Origin of the sequence: Streptacidiphilus sp. EB103A (assembly GCF_041261405.1) — a bacterium.
Classification (GTDB): domain Bacteria; phylum Actinomycetota; class Actinomycetes; order Streptomycetales; family Streptomycetaceae; genus Streptacidiphilus.
On record NZ_JBGCAQ010000024.1, the window covers coordinates 85,593 to 102,869 of the forward strand.

Here is a 17,277-nt window from a genome sequence, read left to right on the forward strand (position 1 = left end):
GGAATGGGGTTGGTGACGAACGGTCAGAGGCGGTCGCGGACCATCAGGGCGGCCCGCTTGGCGGGCAGGTCGAGGTCCTGCTCGTAGCGGAAGCCCGCTCTGAGGAAGGCCCGCACCGAGGGGATGTTGCGCACATCGGGTTCGGCCACCACCCGTCCCGCCGAGTGACGCTCCCTCAGGGCGCGTTCGGCGACGGCCCGGAGAAGCCGGGGGCCGAATCCGCGGCCCCGGCACTCCGGCGGCCCGAGCAGCAGATGCAGCCCGGTGTCATGCGGCCGGGACGGGTAGTGCCGGGCGATCGGGTCCAGATCGGCCCGGTAGAGCTCCCAGTAGCTCATCGGGGTGCCGTCCAGCAGTCCGAGGCAGGGCGCGCTGCGGCCGTCGCCGTCGAGCTGCGTCCTGAGGTGCTGCTCCGTCAGTTCTGTCGGCCCGGAGAGTTCCCAGAAGGCGGCGACCACCGGATCGTTCATCCAGGCGGCGACCAGGGCCAGGTCCCGTGGCAGCCGTACCGGGTGCAGCCGGAACTGGCCGACCGGGGTGTCCATCACGCCCCAGCGGCTGACCCCGTCGAGCAGGTCGGCGGCGGGCAGCCGGGGCCGGGTCGGGCGTGCCGCGGCCTGCGCCGGGACGGGGGCTCGGGACGTTCGGAGGTGGTGCGGGTTGAGCACCTGGTACGGCGGCACCGGGTGTCCGGGCCACGACCCCGACCCTGATCCGGGCCCGGGAATCGGCGGCCGGTTCACCGGGCGGCCCCAGGGGCGTGTGCGGCGGTGACGGCCGCGGTCGCGGTCACCTCCGCCAGGGGGTTGTCGATGGTGACGTAGACCGACTGCGTCTCGACCGGGCCGACCAGTTCGTCCAGTCCGTTCAGCCGGGTGCGCAGATTGGCCTTGCAGCGCAGGGTGGGCGCGTCGAGCAGCAGGGCAGGCAGGGTGGACCCGGTGGCGGCCGCGGCGGATCCGGTGAGGAACCTGCGCAGTGCGGCCAGCAGCACGCGTTCGTCCGCGAGCCGCTGCGAGCCGAACGCCCCGACCAGGCCCAGCAGATGGTTGATGCCGAGGTAGTAGGCGAAGCGCTCGTCGGCCACCGCGTCCGGGACGAAGGTGTCGCTCCGTCTGCCGATCCCGGGCAGCCTGGCGTCCAGGGCTGCGGCACACGAATCACGGAAGTAGTAGCCCTGGTTGTCCCGGTAGCGGCCGCCGACCGGCCAGCCGTGGGCGTCCAGCAGGACCAGGCTGTTCTGCTGGTGCGCCTCCAGGGCGATCCCGGCCTGTCCGTCCAGCCAGAGCAGCGGGAGTACGACGACGTCGAGGTAACGCAGGAACCACTCGGTGGCCACGGTCGCGGTCGGGCGCCGGGTACGGGCCGCGAGCCGGTGCAGCAGGTCGCTCAGCCGGGAGCCGGCCGGGACGCCGCCCTCGGTGCGGCTCGGGCGCTCGGCGACCAGGCCGGCCACGCAGAGGACCCGGTCCTCGGGGCCGAAGGGGTTCTGCCGGATCACGGTGTCCAGGCCGCCGGCGGCAGCCGTGCCGACTCCGGCCGACAGGTCGGCACCGATCCAGGCCGGGTCGCGGACGATGTCGAACCCCGGGTGGGCGGCCTGCCACTCCTGGCCGAGTCCGCCGGCAAGCAACCGGTGCACCTCCACGCCCCGGTGCAGTTCCTTGCGCAGGTTCTCCCGGCGGGAGTTGGTGATCCGCAGCCCCAACGACAGCTTCAGCATGAACGGGGCGCCGGGCCGGTGGACCGTCCGCACGGAGGAGGTGGGGTACCAGAGCGGTCCGGCCAGGCCCAGGTCGTGCAGCCGCCCCTCGCCGAACAATCGGTGGACGTCCTGTCGGTGCGTCAGTTCCCGGGCCTGCCAGGGATGCAGGGGAAGGGCCACGGTTCCGGACGGAAGCGGTCCGGCATCGGGCCCGCGCAGCGCGGCGGTGATGGCCGCGGCCGGGGAATGGAGCGCGGAGTCCGAGGCGGCCAGGTCCTGGTCGACGGCGAACCAGTGCAGCCGGTGCGCACCGCGCAGTTCGGGCGAGTAGGCGGCTGCCTCGGACTCTCCGAGACCCTCGCGGCTCTTGGGGGTGGGATGGCACGGATGCCCCAGCAGCAGCGCCTGTTCGCCGTCCAGGAACGGGCTGGTACCGGGCGGCGGCTCCGGCGCCCGCCGGTGCTCGGTGATGAACGCGGCGGTGCGCCGGACCGAGTCGACGACGCGCCCGGCGAGGTCCGCGACATGGCGCGGCGCGACGGGTTCGCCGCCGGAACCGCCTCGGGCCAGCAGCGCGGCGACGGTGACCGCGTCGACCGGGTGGCCGCCTTCGTACTCGCCGGCTCCGGCGACCAGAGCGGCACGGCCGAAGCGGTGCCAGCCGCAGGGCGACCAGTAGCGGACCGGGATCACCAGGTGCAGTCCGTCACCGAGGGCCACGGTGAGCAGGCTGCCCGGCGGATCGGTGATGCCGCTCTCCCGCACCCAGCAGCGCAGCAGGCTCTCGGTGGCCGCGCAGTCGGCGGCCACCGCCGGGTCCGGATGCAGCAGCGGGTCGGGGTCGGCCACGGCCGGGAGCGGTCCAGGCTGGCCCTGCGTGGGAACCCCGCCACGGGCAGCAGTGCTCATGTGTTGGTCTCCGGTTGTTCGATGGCGTCCTCGGCTGCGGCGCCTGCGGCGAGGACGAGTGCGATCAGGCGGTCGAGGTCCGCCGTGGTGGTGCGGGGATTCAGCAGGGTGAGCTTCAGCCGCACCGAGCCCGGCCCGCGCCCGAGTTCGGTACGGCCCACGACGGCGCTCCCCTGTTCGAGCAGTCGCCGTCTCAGCGCGGCGTTCACCCGGTCCGCCACCACCGGGCCCGCAATGCCCTGCGACGGCAGATACCGGAACAGCACGGTGGTGAGCACGGGTTCGACGGTCAGTTCCAGCCGCGGTTCGGCGGCGATCCGCTGCGCCGCGTACCCGGCGAGGTCGTGGCAGCGGTCCACCAGGGCGCCGAGGCCGGCCCGCCCGAGGGTGCGCAGGGTAACGGCGATCTTGAAGGCGTCCACCCTGCGGGTGGTCCGCAGCGAACGTCCGAGCAGCGAGGTGTAGCCCGCCTCCTCGTCGTCCTCCGGATTGAGATAGGCGGCACGCTGCTCCAGCGGGGCGAACATCGCCGCCTCGCGGACCAGCAGCACCCCGGCCGCGATCGGCTGCCAGCCGAGTTTGTGCAGGTCCAGGCCGATGGTGTCGGCCTCCCCCAGGCCGTCCAGCAGCGGTGCCAGGCGCCGCGAGAACAGCGCGCCGCCCCCGTAGGCGGCGTCGACGTGCAGCCGCACCCGGTGCCGGCGGGCGACGGCCGCGACCGCGGGGAGCGGATCGACGGCGCCTAGGTCGGTGGTCCCGGCCGTGGCGACCACGCACATCGGCACCCGTCCGGCGGCCCGGGCGTCGGTGAGCGCCCAGTCCAGCACTCGGGGATCCATCCGGCCGTCGGGCCCGGTCTGGACCGGGACGACGGCGTCCCGGTCCAGACCCAGCAGCGCGGCACCCCGGGCGATGGAGAAGTGGGCGGCCTGCGAGCAGTGGACGGTGAGCCGTCCCGAGGTGAACTGCTCACGCGGGAAGGAGTCGCGGGCCAGCAGCAGCGCCATCAGATTGGACTCGGTGCCTCCGCTGGTGAGGACGCCGGCCGCGGCTTCGGGCCGGGGCAGGCCGACCAGCCCGGCCAGCACGCGGATCACCGCGAGCTCCACCGAGGTGCTGCCGGGGGCCTGGTCCCAGGAGTCCAGCGAGGGGTTGACCGCGGCGGTCGCCAGCTCCGCCGCGACGGCGACGGCCAGCGGCGGCACATGCAGATGGGCAGCGCAGGCGGGGTCGGCCGGATCGGCCGCGGTGGCGGCCAGTGCTTCGACCAGCCTGCCCAGCGCGGACGGGTCGCCCTGCTCCGGAAACAGTTCCGACGGCTCCAGCAGCGCCCGCATCCCGTCCGCCACGGCCGCAGGGCCGCCCGGCGGCAGCGGACCGCCCCGATGTCCGGCGCCCTGGCGCAGCGCCGCGAGCGCCTCGGAGACCAGCGGCTCCAGCGCGTCCGGGCCCGCGACCCCGCCGGCCAGTGCGGCTCCCGGCAGCGGGTCCGGCGTACCCGGCGCGATCACCCGCACTCTCCCGCCCGGGCTGCGGGCACCGTCCGGTGCGCCGCGGAGGCGGCATGGACGGCCTCTCCGAGGCGTTCCAGCACGGCTTCCGACTGCTCGTCGGTCATGGTCAGCGGTGGCAGCAGCCGCACCACGCTGTGGTGGCGGCCGCCCAGCTCCACGATCAGCCCGCGCTGCAGCGCCTCCTGCCGCACCGCCGCGGCAAGCTCGGGTGCGGCCGGACGCGCGCCCAGCGCATCGGCGTCCGCCTGCGGATCGACGATCTCCACACCCAGCATCAGGCCACGTCCCCGCACGTCCCCCATGGCCGGCAGCAGGCAGTGCAGCGCACGCAGCCGGGCGAGCATCCGCTCGCCGAGGGCGGCCGCCCGCTCCGCCAGCCGCTCCGCGCGGACGAAGCGAAGCGTTGCGGCCCCGGCGGCCATGGCGAGCTGGTTGCCCCGGAAGGTGCCCGCGTGCGCGCCGGGCGCCCAGACGTCGAGCTCGCCCCGGTAGACGATGGCGGCCAGCGGCAGGCTGCCGCCGATCGCCTTGGACAGCACCATGACGTCGGGGAGGACGCCCGAGTGCTGCACGGCCCAGAAGGCCCCGGTCCTGCCGACGCCGGTCTGCACCTCGTCGACGATCAGCGGGATACCGTGCGCCGCGGTGATCCGGCGCATCTCGCGCAGCCAGGCGTCGGGGGCGGGAACGACGCCGCCCTCCCCCTGGACCGGTTCGACGATCATCCCGGCGGCCGGCTCCACCCCGCCCTTGGGGTCGGCCAGCAGGGATTCGGTCCAGCATGCGGCGATCCGGGCGGCCTCCGGGCCGCCCAGCCCGAACGGGCAGCGGTAGTCGTAGGGGAACGGCAGCCGTACCGGCCGGCCCACAGAACCGCCGGGCCCGGTACCGGCGGTGCTGTCGCCGCCCGCGGCCAGCGCCCCCGCGGTCATGCCGTGGTAGGCCCCGGTGAAGGCGAGCAGGCCGCTGCGCCCGGTGGCGGTGCGGACCAGTTTCAGCGCCGCCTCGACGGCGTCGGTACCGGCCGGGCCGCAGAACTGGATCCTGGCGTCGCGGGCGAACTCCTCCGGCAGCGAGGCGAAGAGCTCGGTGGTGAACTCGTCCTTGACCGGGGTCGCCAGGTCCAGCACGTGCAGCGGGGCCCCGGAGTCGAGCACCTCGCGGATCGCCTGCAGCGCCACCGGGTGGTTGTGGCCCAGGGCGAGGCTCCCGGCTCCGGAGAGGCAGTCCAGGTAGCGTCTGCCGTCCGCGCCCTCGACCGTCATACCGCGCGCCCGCACCGGAACGATCGGCAGTGAGCGGGCGTAGGTACGGGCTGCGGACTCGCGGGCGGCCTGGCGGCCGAGGATCGCCTCGGGATCGACGGCGGACGCGGCAGCGGCTGGTGGCAGGACGGTCGGCGGCACGGCCTCGGTTCCTCCTGGCTGGTCAGGGCGGTCCGCAGGGCTCGGAGCCGCCCCCGGAGGGACCGCACCGCGCACTGGGATGGGCACCCCCTCGGGTGACGCCCCTTTGGTCTAACGAGCCAGGACCCTCCCAATCACGCGCGATCACGAATCCGCCCGACACAGCGAAGGGCGGCCGCTCCCCGTGGGGAGCGGCCGCCCTTCGCAAGACGCCTGAGGCCCGGGTCAGCTCGCCTGGCCGGCCAGGCTGTAGCGCTCCAGCTCGGCCGCCAGGTCCGGCAGCACCCGGGCCTTGAGCAGGGTGCCCTCGCCGGTGTGCTCCTCGGAGAGCACCTCGCCGTCCCGGTGCACCCGGGACACCAGGTCGCCCCTGGTGTAGGGGACCAGCGTGGTCACCTCGACCGCGGGCCGCGGCAGCTGGTCCTCGATCAGCCGCAGCAGTTCCTCGATGCCCTCACCGGTGCGGGCGGAGACCACGATCGCGTGCCGCTCGCGGCGCAGCAGCCGGGCCAGTACCTCGGGGTCCGCCGCGTCCGCCTTGTTGATCACGACGATCTCGGGGACGCTCTGGGCGTCCACCTCGACGATGACCTGGCGTACCGCGGCCAGCTGGGACTCCGGCTCGGGGTGCGAGCCGTCCACCACGTGCAGGATCAGGTCGGCGTCGCCGACCTCCTCCATGGTGGAGCGGAAGGCCTCGACCAGGTGGTGCGGCAGGTGCCGGACAAATCCGACCGTGTCGGCCAGGGTGTAGACCCGGCCGCCCGGCGTCTCGGCCCGGCGCACCGTCGGGTCCAGCGTCGCGAACAGCGAGTTCTCGACCAGCACCCCGGCCCCGGTCAGCCGGTTGAGCAGCGAGGACTTGCCCGCGTTGGTGTACCCGGCGATGGCCACCGAGGGGACCTGGTGGCGGCGCCGCTCCTGCCGCTTGGTGTCGCGGCCCTTCTTCATGTCGGCGATCTCCCTGCGGAGCTTCGCCATCTTCTCGCGGATCCGTCGCCGGTCCGTTTCGATCTTGGTCTCACCGGGACCGCGGGTGGCCATACCGCCACCGCCGCCGGCCGAGGAGCCGCCGCCACCACCCATCTGCCGGGAGAGCGAGGCGCCCCAGCCGCGCAGCCGCGGCAGCATGTACTGCATCTGCGCGAGCGAGACCTGGGCCTTGCCCTCACGGGACTTGGCGTGCTGGGCGAAGATGTCCAGGATCAGGGCGGTGCGGTCGACCACCTTGACCTTGACCACGTCCTCCAGGTGGATCAGCTGGCCCGGGCTGAGCTCACCGTCGCAGACCACGGTGTCGGCACCGGTGGCCTCGACGATCTCACGCAGCTCACGGGCCTTGCCGGAGCCGATGTAGGTGGCCGGGTCGGGCCGGTCACGGCGCTGGATCACGCCGTCGAGGACCTCGGAACCGGCCGTCTCGGCGAGCGCGGCCAGCTCCGCGAGGGAGTTCTCCGCCTCCTCCACCGTGCCGTCGGTCCAGACGCCGACCAGGACCACCCGCTCCAGGCGGAGCTGGCGGTACTCGACCTCGGTGACGTCCTGGAGCTCGGTGGAGAGCCCGGACACCCGGCGCAGCGAGGCCCGGTCGCTGCGTTCGAACTGGTCGCCGTCGTAGTCGTTGCCGCGGCCTGCGCCGCCGAGGGCCTCGTCGAATCCCGCGAGGTCCTCGTCCATCAGTGCGTCCGCCCGGCGGGTGGCCCGGTCCTGCGGAGGAGTCCGCCGGGGGTCCTGCTGGGGGTCCTGCTCGGTGGCGGCGTCGCGGGTTTCGTACGTGGAGGTCATTGCATCCTTAGCGGAAGGGATCAGGTCCAGGAAGCGGGAGAACCGCCTCCTCGTCGGACAACGCTCCAGCACTGCTGCGGATTCCCGACGACGACGATGGTCGCACGCCCTCTCCTGGACCGTCATCCGGATTTGCCGTCTGCGGGACCGCCCGATAGACGTCGTAGACCCCGGCCACCCGGAGCATCGCTTTCATCAGCCCCGGCAGCAGCCCGGCGTCCGGCAGCTCGACCGTGTAGCGGTGCCGCACCCGGAGCTCCTGGGGCGGCTCCACGGACGCCGAGACGATGTCGGCGCCGACGGCGGAGATCGCCGCGGTGAGGTCGGCCAGCAGCCGCGGCCTGCCGAGGGCGTCGGCCTGGACGGTGACCATGTAGCCGACCGGCGCGGCGTCCTGCCCCAGGGCGTCGTGCGCCCAGGCCACCTCGACCGGAGCGCGGCCGCCGCCGGCCATGCCGCTGCCGGTCGGACAACCGCTGCGGTGCACCGCGATCCCGCCCTTGACCGCGAAGCCGAGCAGCGGGTCGGGCGGGACCGGGGTGCAGCACCGGGCCAGCCGTACCGAGGCGCCGGGCCGGCCCGCGGCGATCACCAGGGCCCGGTCCCGGACGTCCCGGCCCGGGACGGACGAAGGCTCTGTGCCGACCCGCTCCGCTCCCGCCCCTACCCCCGCCTCCGTCTCGGCGGCCCCGGGCGCATCCTGGACCGGCTGGGGATGCTCGGCGAGCCAGCGCTCGATGGCGATCCGCGCGGACGCCGTCCGCGCGTGCGCCAGCCACTCCGGGGCGGGGCCGCCCGGCTCCCCGGCCCCGACGGGGGCGTCCTCGGTCAGCACGTCCACGACGTCGCCGTCGTGCAGCTCGGTGGAGAGTGCGGCGAGCCTGCCGCCGAGCCGCACCCCGATACATCGGTGGCCGACCTCCTCGCCGAGTGCATAGGCCGCGTCCACGCAGCTGGAGCCGACCGGCAGGTGCAGTGTGCGACCGTCCTCGGTGACGACCGTGAGCTCGCCGTCGCCGGAGAGGTCGGCGGTGAGGGCGGACCAGAAGGTGTCCGCGTCCGGCGTCTCCCGCTGCCACTCCAGCAGCCGGCTGAGCCAGCCCGGCCGGGCCGGGTCGGTACGGTCCAGCTCGTCCCGGCCGGCGGCCGCCTCCTCGGCGTGCGCCTCGTCCGCGCGGGCCCCCGGGCTGCTCAGGGCCACCACGCCGAACTCGGCGACCTGGTGCATCCTCGCGGTGCGCACCAGCACCTCGACGACGTCCTCGCCGGCCCCGCCGGGCGCGGTGGCGACGGCCGTGTGCAGCGACTGGTAGAGGTTGAACTTGGGCGCCGCGATGAAGTCCTTGAACTCCCCCGGCAGCGGGGACCAGCAGGTGTGCAGCTCGCCGAGGACGGCGTAGCAGTCGGCGTTCTCCTCCACGACCACCAGGACCCGGGCGAAGTCGCAGGGCGCGAGCTCGCCCCGGCGCAGCCGGCTGCGGTGCACCGAGACGGCGTGCCGGGGGCGTACCGTCACCTCCGCCTGCACCCTGGCCTCGCGCAGCTGGCGGCGCAGCGCGCCGGCGAACTCCGCCAGCGGGTCGATCCCCTCCTGCTGGGCGGCCTCCCTGGCGGAGATCAGCGCACGGGTCTCCGCGTACTCCTCAGGGTGCAGGGTGGCGAGGACGATGTCCTCCAACTCGGTCTTGACGACCTGGATGCCGAGCCGCTCCGCCAGCGGGATCAGCACGTCCCTGGTGACCTTGGCGATCCTGATCCGGCTGGCCGGCTTCATATGCCGGATGGTGCGCATGTTGTGGAGCCGGTCGGCCAGCTTGATGACCATCACCCGGACGTCCTCGCCGGTGGCCAGCAGCATCTTGCGGAAGGTCTCCGCCTCGGCGGCGGCGCCGAAGTCGACCTTCTCCAGCTTGGTGACGCCGTCGACCAGGTAGGCGACCTCCTGGCCGAAGCCCTCCCTGACCTGATCGAGCGTCACCGCCGTGTCCTCGACCGTGTCGTGGAGCAGTGAGGCGACCAGGGTCGTGGTCTCGGCGCCGAGTTGGGCCAGGATCATGGTGACGGCGAGCGGGTGGGTGATGTACGGCTCGCCGCTCTTGCGGGTCTGGCCGCGGTGGGATGCCTCGGCGAGCTGGTAGGCCCGGTCGAGCAGGGCGAAGTCGGCCTGGGGATGGTGCGACCGGTGCGCCCGCAGCACGGGCTCCAGCGCGTCGGGGAACTGCGGCCGCCCGCCGCCGACGAGCAGCGCGGCGAATCCGGCCCGGCCCAGTCCGGAACGCGCCCTGGCCCGGCGCAGGCCACCGCTGGCGGCCTCGCCGCCCTGGCTCGGTGGAGAGACGGTTCTGCGACCGCCCAGGGGAACGGCTGGGAGATCACCGGCATCGACGTTCATGCACACCTCCGGCAGCGATCACCGGAGCGGCTCGGCACCCCGATGGTCCATGCTAGCGATTGCAACACGCGCAGCCATGCCGCGTGTTCCCAACGTCACCTTGATCACCCGTTCGGGGGATTTGAACCGGCGCGGAAATGGCAAGGCTCCAAGGTTGCGCGAAAACTTCGCAGCGTCAGAAACCGCAGCGTCAGAAACCTCAGGACCGCAGCCAGTCCGCGGACAGCTCGCCCTCCGCGAGGATCACCGCGGGCCCGGTCATCTCGACGACGCCGTCCGTCCGTTCGGTGATCACCAGCCGACCGCCGGGCACGTCCACGGTGTATGTCACCGGCTTCCCGGTCAGCGCCGGGTCGGCGCCGTCCCGGCGGGCCGCGGCGACCGCGACCGCGCAGGTCCCGGTGCCGCAGGAGCGGGTCTCGCCGGAGCCGCGCTCATGCACCCGCATGGCGACATGGCGGGGTCCGCGGTCCACCACGAACTCCACGTTCACACCGGTCGGGTAGGCCGAGGCGGGTGCGACGGCCGGCGCCGCGTACAGGTCGCCGGCCTGGGCGAGGTCGTCCACGAAGGCCACCGCGTGCGGATTGCCCATGTTGACGTTGAGCGCCGGCCAGCTGCGCTCCCCCACCGTCACCACGATGGCGTCGGGGCCCGGCAGTTCGGCCCGTCCCATCTGCACGGTGACCTCGCCCGGCAGCCCGGGGCGGTCGGCCGCGACATGGACCTGCCGGACGCCCGCCCGGGTGGCCACCGCCAGGTCGCCGCCCTTGGCCAGCCCGGCCAGTACCAGGTAGCGGGCGAAGACCCGGACGCCGTTGCCGCACATCTCGGCGATGCTGCCGTCGGCGTTGCGGTAGTCCATGAACCACTCCGCCTCGGCGGCCATCGACAGCGCCTCGGGATGGGCGGACGAGCGCACGACCCGCAGCACGCCGTCCGCGCCGATCCCGGCGCGCCGGTCGCACAGCCGGGCGACCAGGGCGGGCGGCAGGTCCAGCGCGCCGTCCGGATCGGGCAGGATGACGAAGTCGTTCTCCGTTCCGTGCCCCTTGAGGAACCTGAGGCCCTGCAGGAGTCGCACGTCGTTCAAGATCTCACTCACCCCTCCATCGTAGGGCCGAGTGCGGGACTCCTGTTCAGGACGCCCGTTCAGGACTCCGGCTCAGGCTCCGATGCGGGCGACCCGCCACCAGCCCAGCGCCAGCGCCAGCACCACCAGCGCCGCGTAGGCGAGCAGGGCGCGCCAGCCGGCCCGGCGTCCCGAACCCTGCCGGGGCAGCCCCGGCCAGGCATAGCCGGCCCGGCGGGCGGCCATGCCGCCCCATCCGGCCGAGGCGGTGGTCAGCAGCAGTCCCAGCATGCCCACGAACCGACCGGCGTCCCCCGACTGGAAGGCGAGCGGGAAGGCGAACAGCAGCGAACCGAAGATGGCCAGGGTGGCGATGGGGATGATCTGCCAGAGCCGGAGCAGACCTGCGGGTCGCAGCTCCCGGCCTTCGAGCGCCGCCTCGGCGAAGCTGTCGGCCGGCGGAAGCGGCGTCAGTTCCGACTGGGGGCGCTTGGACAGGTCGATCAGCGCCGGATGCGGCTCGGGCGATCCGTCGAGGCCGAAGGGGTCGTCGGGCAGACGATGCGTTTCGGGGCCGGTATCCATCGACACGCGGCCTCCCTGGCGATTGGTGCCGGTGGTGATCCACGACGGCGGAATGTCTCCCTCAGAGCTCGATGATGGCACGCGGGCCCCGCGCGACCACGCTCTCTCGGGCCGGATCGGTGATCCGTGGCCATGACGTGATCAGCCCGTAACCGCCCGCCCCCGCAAGGCTCCACGCGTACACCCGGATGTGCGCCGGGGGCGCACTTTGGCGAGCCGTCACGCCTCTGGGCAGCGACTCTCGCTGTGCGGTGGCTGTCAGTCGCCGAGCGTCAGGCACCGACTGCCAGACACCGAGCGTCAGGGGGCGACCGTTCGGTCTCCGGCCACCAGCGCCAGCGAACGCCGCAACAGGTCCGACTCGTCGGCGGAGTCCTCCCGGCCGAGCCAGTGCACCCGGGGGTCCCGGCGGAACCAGGACTCCTGCCGGCGCGCGAACCGTTTGGTGGCCCGTACCGTCTCCTCGCGGGCCTCCTGCTCGCCGCAGTCCCCGTCCAGCTGGGCCAGGGCCTGCTGGTAGCCGAGGGCCCTGGAGGCGGTGCGGCCCTCGCGCAGCCCGACCGCCGACAGCTTCTCCACCTCGGCGACGAGTCCGGCCTCCCACATCCGGTCGACCCGCAGGGCGATCCGCCGGTCCAGCTCGGGCCGCGGCACCAGCACACCGATCTGGACCGCGTCGTAGACCGAGTCGTGGCCCGGCAGACTGGCGGTGAAGGGCTTCCCGGTGATCTCCACGACCTCGAGCGCCCGGACGATGCGCCGCCCGTTGCTGGGGAGGATGGCCTGCGCCGCGAGCGGGTCGAGACCGGCGAGCCTGCGATGCAGTTCGCCCGGACCCACCTCGTCCAGCTCCTGCTCCAGTCGCGCCCGCACCAGCGGATCGGTACCCGGGAACTCCAGCTCGTCGATGGCGGCGCGGACATACAGCCCCGAGCCTCCGACCAGCACCGGTGTACGCCCCTGCGCGAGCAGCGCGTCGATGGTCGCCCGCGCCATCCGCTGGTACTCGGCGACGCTGGCGGCGACCGTCACGTCCCAGACGTCCAGGAGGTGGTGCGGGACGCCGTGCCGCTCCTCGACGGTGAGTTTCGCGGTGCCGATGTCCATGCCCCGGTACAGCTGCATGGAGTCGGTGTTGACCACCTCGCCGCCGAGCTCTCTGGCCAGGGCCACGCCGAGGTCCGACTTGCCTGCGGCGGTGGCGCCGACGACGGCGATGACACGAGGGGCGCGGGGGCTGTTCACCCCTTCAGTCTCCCAAACGCACGCAGGCACCCGCCCCACTGCTGCGCTACGCCGCGATCGACAGTACGGTATGCCCTAAGTAAGGGTGTTTTGTCCAGTTGCTGGACCAAGTCGCCCCGGCCCCGCTACGCAGGAGCAACCATGGGTCTCTCGGACACTCTCAAGGGCGCGCTCGGCCAGGCCAAGGAGAAGGCCACCGAGTTCGCGGAGAAGCACAACTCGACCATCGACTCCGGCCTGGACAAGGTCGGCGAGATGGCCGACAAGGCCACCAAGCACAAGTACAGCGACAAGATCACTACGGGCCGGGACAAGGCCAAGGAGGCCCTGGACAAGGTCCACCACGAACCGAAGACCGTCCAGGGCGAGACCGTGGAGCGCGAGGACCCGCCGGCCACCTGATCCGAGCGGGATCAGGTCCAGGCGGCGACGAAGTAGCCCACGCCGTACGGGGCGTCCTCGTAGAGCAGCTCGGCGTCGAGCGAACCCGCCGCGGCGCCCGCGAGCACCTGCCAGGGCGCCCGGCCCGAGGCCATCAGTTCGTAGGCCAGTTCGTCGTCCAGCGTGGACAGCTCGCCCTGGGCGTCCGCCGTGGCCAGACCGCGGGAGACCACCGCGTCGAAGCCCTCGGCCCGCTCGTCCAGGTAGCCGGGGGCCTTCAGCGAGCGTCGGGCGCTGCCCTCGCCGACCACCAGTAGGCCCACCCGGTCGGCCGACTGCGCCAGCCGCTCGCCGTTCGCGGCGCACAGCGCCGGTTCCAGGTAGTCGGGCACGGCCAGGCCGCGGGCCCGCCCGTGCCAGCCCGCGCGCTGCAGCAGCCAGGCTCCCACGGTGAGGGAGGCGGGCAGAGCCTCCGGAGCGGCCCCGTCGCCCAGCGTCACCGAGACGTCGACCCCGTACGGCTGGAAGGAGCCGGTGCTGCCCTCGTCGAAGCTGCTGTGTTCGGCGTCGGGCCCGACCACCCAGACCACCTCGGGCTCCGCGGCGAGCACCGCGCCGAGGGCGGTGTCGCAGGCGCTGCGAAGACCGTCCAGTTCGGGCGCGGCGCCCGAGGCGACCTCGGGAACCAGCAGCGGCGGGCAGGGGCAGACGGCGGCGGCGACCAGCATGGGTCCGACCCTACCGTCGTCGGTCGAGCCTCTGCAGCGCCTCCCGGTCCCGCTCAGCGGCAGCTGGGGGCCTCGGCCACCGGCAGCGGGGCCGGGACGCCGACCGACGGCAGCCCCAGCATCACCCCGGCGGGAGCGGGCGGAGCCGCCTGCCGCTTCTCCCAGGCGTCACCCGCACGGGTGCGCCGCACCGACAGCGGCGCGCCCTCGGCCAGCAGATGGTGCGGAGCGGCGTAGGTGATCTCCACCTGCACGACGTCTCCGGGGCGGACGCCCTCGGCGGGGCGGGTGAAGTGGACCAGGCGGCTGTCGGGCGCGCGGCCGGAGAGCCGGTCGGTGTGCTGGTCCTTGCGGCCCTCGCCCTCGGCGACCAGGACCTCCAGGACCTTGCCGACCTGCTTCTTGTTCTCCTCCCAGGAGATCTCCTCCTGCAGCGCGACCAGACGCAGATAGCGCTCCTGGACGACCTCCTTGGGAACCTGAGCCTCCATGTCGGCGGCAGGGGTGCCGGGCCGCTTGGAGTACTGGAAGGTGAACGCCTGGGCGAACCGGGCCTCGCGGACCACGTGCATGGTCTGCTCGAAGTCCTCCTCGGTCTCGCCGGGGAAGCCCACGATGATGTCGGTGGAGATGGCCGCGTCGGGCATGGCCGCGCGGACCTTCTCGATGATCCCGAGGTACCGCTCCTGCCGGTAGGACCGCTTCATGGCCCGCAGCACGGCGTCCGATCCGGACTGCAGCGGCATGTGCAGCTGGTGCATCACGTTCGGCGTCCCGGCCATGGCCGCGATCACGTCGTCGGTGAAGTCCTTGGGGTGCGGCGAGGTGAAGCGGACCCGCTCCAGGCCGTCGATCCCGCCGCAGGCGCGCAGCAGCTTGGAGAACGCCTGCCGGTCGCCGATGTCCTGCCCATAGGCGTTGACGTTCTGCCCGAGCAGGGTGACCTCGACCACGCCCTCGGCGACCAGCGCCTCGACCTCGGCGAGGATGTCGCCGGTACGACGGTCCTTCTCCTTGCCGCGCAGCGCCGGGACGATGCAGAAGGTGCAGGTGTTGTTGCAGCCGACCGAGATCGACACCCAGGCCGCGTAGGCGGACTCGCGCCGGGTGGGCAGGGTGGAGGGGAAGACCTCCAGCGACTCCAGGATCTCGACCTGGGCCTCCTCCTGGACCCGGGCGCGCTCCAGCAGCGCCGGCAGGTGACCGATGTTGTGGGTGCCGAAGACCACGTCGACCCAGGGGGCGCGCTTGACGATGGTGTCCCGGTCCTTCTGCGCCAGGCAGCCGCCGACGGCGATCTGCATCCCCGGCCGGACCGCCTTGACCGAGGCCAGCTGCCCCAGATTGCCGTAGAGGTGGTTGTCGGCCTTCTCACGCACCGCGCAGGTGTTGAAGACCACGACGTCGGCGCTGTCGCCCGAGGGCGCCTTGGCATAGCCGGCGTCCTCGAGCAGGCCGGCCAGCCGCTCGGAGTCATGGACGTTCATCTGACATCCGTGCGTGCGGATCTCATAGGTCTTGGAAGCTTCTGCGGTACCCACGCCCCCAAGGGTACGGGCAGGGCGGAGCGCCCAGATCCCGAGCTTCCCGAAGGGGGGTACGACTGGCAGGATCACCCGCATGGCGGATACCTGGCGGCTCCACGACCTCCTCTCCCGAGGGGTGCGCTCACCCGCCGTCCGGGTGCTGACCGTGATGGTGGCGCTGGCCTCCGCCGCGCTCGGCTACTGGCTGGTCGCACCGAACGGGGTGGCCTACCCCCGGGGCGTGTACGGGATGGCGACCGGTGCCAGCGGAGGTGTCTACGAGAAGTACGGGCACCTGCTGAGGCCGAAAGTGGACCAGGACCTGCCCGGGGTGCAGCTGCGGCTCGACCCGTCGGCGGGCGGCCCGGACAACCTGGCCCGGATCGCGAGCGGAAGGGACGACTTCGGCATCGCGACCGCGGACGCGGTGGCGCACTACCGCGGGGCCGACGCCGGCGAGCTGCGGGCGATGGGACGGCTCTACGACGACTACGTCCAGCTGGTGGTGCCGACGGCCTCGACCATCAGGACCGTCGCCGACCTGCGCGGCAAGAGGGTGGCGATCGGCCAGGTCAACTCCGGGGTGGCGCTGATCGCCTCGCGGATCTTCCGGGTGTCCGGCCTCGACCCGGCCAACGGGGATCTGACCGCCGTGTCGCTGGGCATCAACGAGGCGCCGATGCAGCTCTCCCAGGGCCGGATCGACGCGTTCTTCTGGTCCGGCGGCATCCCCACCTCCGGCGTCGCCAATCTCACCGACACCTTCCACGTCCGGCTGGTGCCGCTGGGCACCCTGGCAACCGCGCTGGACACGCTGGCCTCCCAGGAGGACCCGGAGGCGCGGAACAGCCAGATCTACCGCAGCTCGACCATGCCGGCCAGCGCCTACCAGAACACCGTCCCGGACCGGGCGGTGTCCACCATCGCCGTCGCCAACCTCATGGTGACCAGGGCGGACGTCCCGCTGGGGCTGGTGCAGCGGGTGACCGCGGCGATGATCGACAGCAGGGACTCGATCGGGAAGCAGGTGCACTCCGCGCAGCTGGTGGACATCCGCTCGGCGATCTACACCGACCCGCTGCCGCTGGCCGAGGGCGCCCGCAGGTACTACGTGTCGGCCAAGCCCTGAGCCGTCTGTGCCCCGGCTGTACCCGACCCGGCGCCATCCGACCCGGCGCCATCCGATCCGCCGCCGAGTTCGTGCTGCACCATCTCCCGCAGCGGGCCGCTCACCGCGGCCTCCAGCAGGCGGGTGGCCTCCACCCGCATCGCCCTAGCCAGCTCGGCGTCCACCACCGACTGCGCCAGCGGCCGCAGCCGGCGTACGGTGCCGATGGCCTCGGCCGCCTCCGCGTCGCCGAGCTGGTGTCCGGCGTAGCGGACGAAGACATGGATGGCGCTGAACTCGACGAAACGGCGCGCGAGATGGTCGATGTCGCCGCGCAGTTCCTCCAGGTGGGCGACGATCGCGGGCAGCGGGACGCCCAGCTCGTGCAGCTCCACCGCGACGGCGAGCAGGCCGGGGCTGGGCACCAGGAACAGGTCCGCCTCGGCCGGGTCGACCAGGGGCGGTTCCGGCTCCAGTACGCCGAGCCGGACCGCGTCGGCTATCGCCTGGTGGTCCTCCACCCCGTGGAAGGAGGCCACCAGCGCCTCCCGGCTGATCCGCTCGGCGGCCTCGTCCGTCCAGGGCGCGGTGACCTCGGCGACCAGGCCGAGGACGCCGCCCAGGCCGCGTCCGCTCTCCCAGGCGTCCAGGAGCTCCTTGATCCCGGCCAGGGTGTGCCCGCGGTCCAGCAGCTGGGCGATCAGCCGCAGCCGTTCCAGATGCTCCTGCTGGTAGACGTTGGCGCGGCCGCGCCGGTCCGCCGGGGGGAGCAGGCCGCGGTCCTGGTACGCGCGCACATTGCGGACGGTGGTTCCCGCCGCCCTGGCCAGGTCGTCGATCCGGTACTCCGCGCGCCGCTTGGGCACCGTCGTCACGTCGTGCTCCTCCACTCCCCCAGCGCGGCCCGCAAAGGTGCGTCGG

At 73.2% G+C, this 17,277-nt stretch carries 14 protein-coding genes; 2 read left to right on the forward strand and 12 right to left on the reverse strand.

Translation table 11 applies throughout. The features are described from left to right. Positions 1-23: 23 nt before the first annotated feature. From ABH941_RS33455 to miaA, 9 genes are all read right to left on the reverse strand, one after another. A complete protein-coding gene (locus tag ABH941_RS33455) occupies positions 24-743 on the reverse strand; it encodes a GNAT family N-acetyltransferase (RefSeq protein ID WP_370133368.1) in 720 nt (239 codons plus the stop codon). Further along, entirely contained in the window at positions 740-2,614 is a 1,875-nt protein-coding gene (locus tag ABH941_RS33460; protein ID WP_370133369.1) for an IucA/IucC family siderophore biosynthesis protein, read from the reverse strand. The genes ABH941_RS33455 and ABH941_RS33460 overlap by 4 nt, the downstream gene beginning before the upstream one ends. Further along, on the reverse strand, positions 2,611-4,125 hold the full coding sequence (locus tag ABH941_RS33465) for an aspartate aminotransferase family protein (RefSeq protein WP_370133370.1): 1,515 nt from the start codon (positions 4,123-4,125) through the stop codon (positions 2,611-2,613). Before ABH941_RS33465 ends, ABH941_RS33460 begins: the two co-directional genes overlap by 4 nt. Then, positions 4,122-5,534: a diaminobutyrate--2-oxoglutarate transaminase family protein gene (locus ABH941_RS33470; RefSeq protein WP_370133371.1), complete on the reverse strand. Its 1,413-nt coding sequence runs from the start codon at positions 5,532-5,534 to the stop codon at positions 4,122-4,124. Before ABH941_RS33470 ends, ABH941_RS33465 begins: the two co-directional genes overlap by 4 nt. A gap of 225 nt (positions 5,535-5,759) precedes the next feature. Next, positions 5,760-7,319, reverse strand: a complete 1,560-nt coding sequence (gene hflX / locus ABH941_RS33475; RefSeq protein WP_370133372.1) for a GTPase HflX — start codon at positions 7,317-7,319, stop codon at positions 5,760-5,762. Positions 7,320-7,326: 7 nt separating this feature from the next. Next, complete coding sequence (locus tag ABH941_RS33480) at positions 7,327-9,711, reverse strand: bifunctional (p)ppGpp synthetase/guanosine-3',5'-bis(diphosphate) 3'-pyrophosphohydrolase (RefSeq protein ID WP_370133373.1); 2,385 nt, start codon at positions 9,709-9,711, stop codon at positions 7,327-7,329. A gap of 199 nt (positions 9,712-9,910) precedes the next feature. Next, positions 9,911-10,816 carry a diaminopimelate epimerase gene (gene dapF / locus ABH941_RS33485; protein ID WP_370133375.1) on the reverse strand — a complete coding sequence of 302 codons (906 nt, stop codon included), beginning with the start codon at positions 10,814-10,816 and terminating at the stop codon, positions 9,911-9,913. 60 nt (positions 10,817-10,876) lie between these two features. Then, a complete protein-coding gene (locus ABH941_RS33490) occupies positions 10,877-11,368 on the reverse strand; it encodes a hypothetical protein (protein WP_370133440.1) in 492 nt (163 codons plus the stop codon). Positions 11,369-11,668: 300 nt separating this feature from the next. Next, on the reverse strand, positions 11,669-12,613 hold the full coding sequence (gene miaA, locus ABH941_RS33495) for a tRNA (adenosine(37)-N6)-dimethylallyltransferase MiaA (protein WP_370133376.1): 945 nt from the start codon (positions 12,611-12,613) through the stop codon (positions 11,669-11,671). Between the two features lie 141 nt (positions 12,614-12,754). Here miaA and ABH941_RS33500 point away from each other — a divergent pair, with 141 nt between their 5' ends. Next, a complete protein-coding gene (locus ABH941_RS33500; protein ID WP_370133377.1) occupies positions 12,755-13,015 on the forward strand; it encodes an antitoxin in 261 nt (86 codons plus the stop codon). Positions 13,016-13,026: 11 nt separating this feature from the next. Here ABH941_RS33500 and ABH941_RS33505 read toward each other — a convergent pair whose 3' ends face one another. Beyond that, the gene (locus ABH941_RS33505; protein ID WP_370133378.1) at positions 13,027-13,722 is read right to left on the reverse strand and encodes a class III extradiol dioxygenase subunit B-like domain-containing protein; all 696 of its coding nucleotides are present in this window, start codon (positions 13,720-13,722) and stop codon (positions 13,027-13,029) included. A 53-nt stretch (positions 13,723-13,775) separates the two neighbouring features. Next, entirely contained in the window at positions 13,776-15,263 is a 1,488-nt protein-coding gene (gene miaB / locus ABH941_RS33510; protein ID WP_370133380.1) for a tRNA (N6-isopentenyl adenosine(37)-C2)-methylthiotransferase MiaB, read from the reverse strand. A gap of 79 nt (positions 15,264-15,342) precedes the next feature. On the opposite strand from miaB, the gene ABH941_RS33515 reads away from it, so the two are divergent. Then, positions 15,343-16,377, forward strand: a complete 1,035-nt coding sequence (locus ABH941_RS33515; protein ID WP_370133381.1) for a TAXI family TRAP transporter solute-binding subunit — start codon at positions 15,343-15,345, stop codon at positions 16,375-16,377. Here the strand turns inward: ABH941_RS33515 and ABH941_RS33520 are convergent. Then, positions 16,356-17,231, reverse strand: a complete 876-nt coding sequence (locus ABH941_RS33520; RefSeq protein ID WP_370133383.1) for a MerR family transcriptional regulator — start codon at positions 17,229-17,231, stop codon at positions 16,356-16,358. The genes ABH941_RS33515 and ABH941_RS33520 overlap by 22 nt on opposite strands. Positions 17,232-17,277 lie beyond the last annotated feature (46 nt).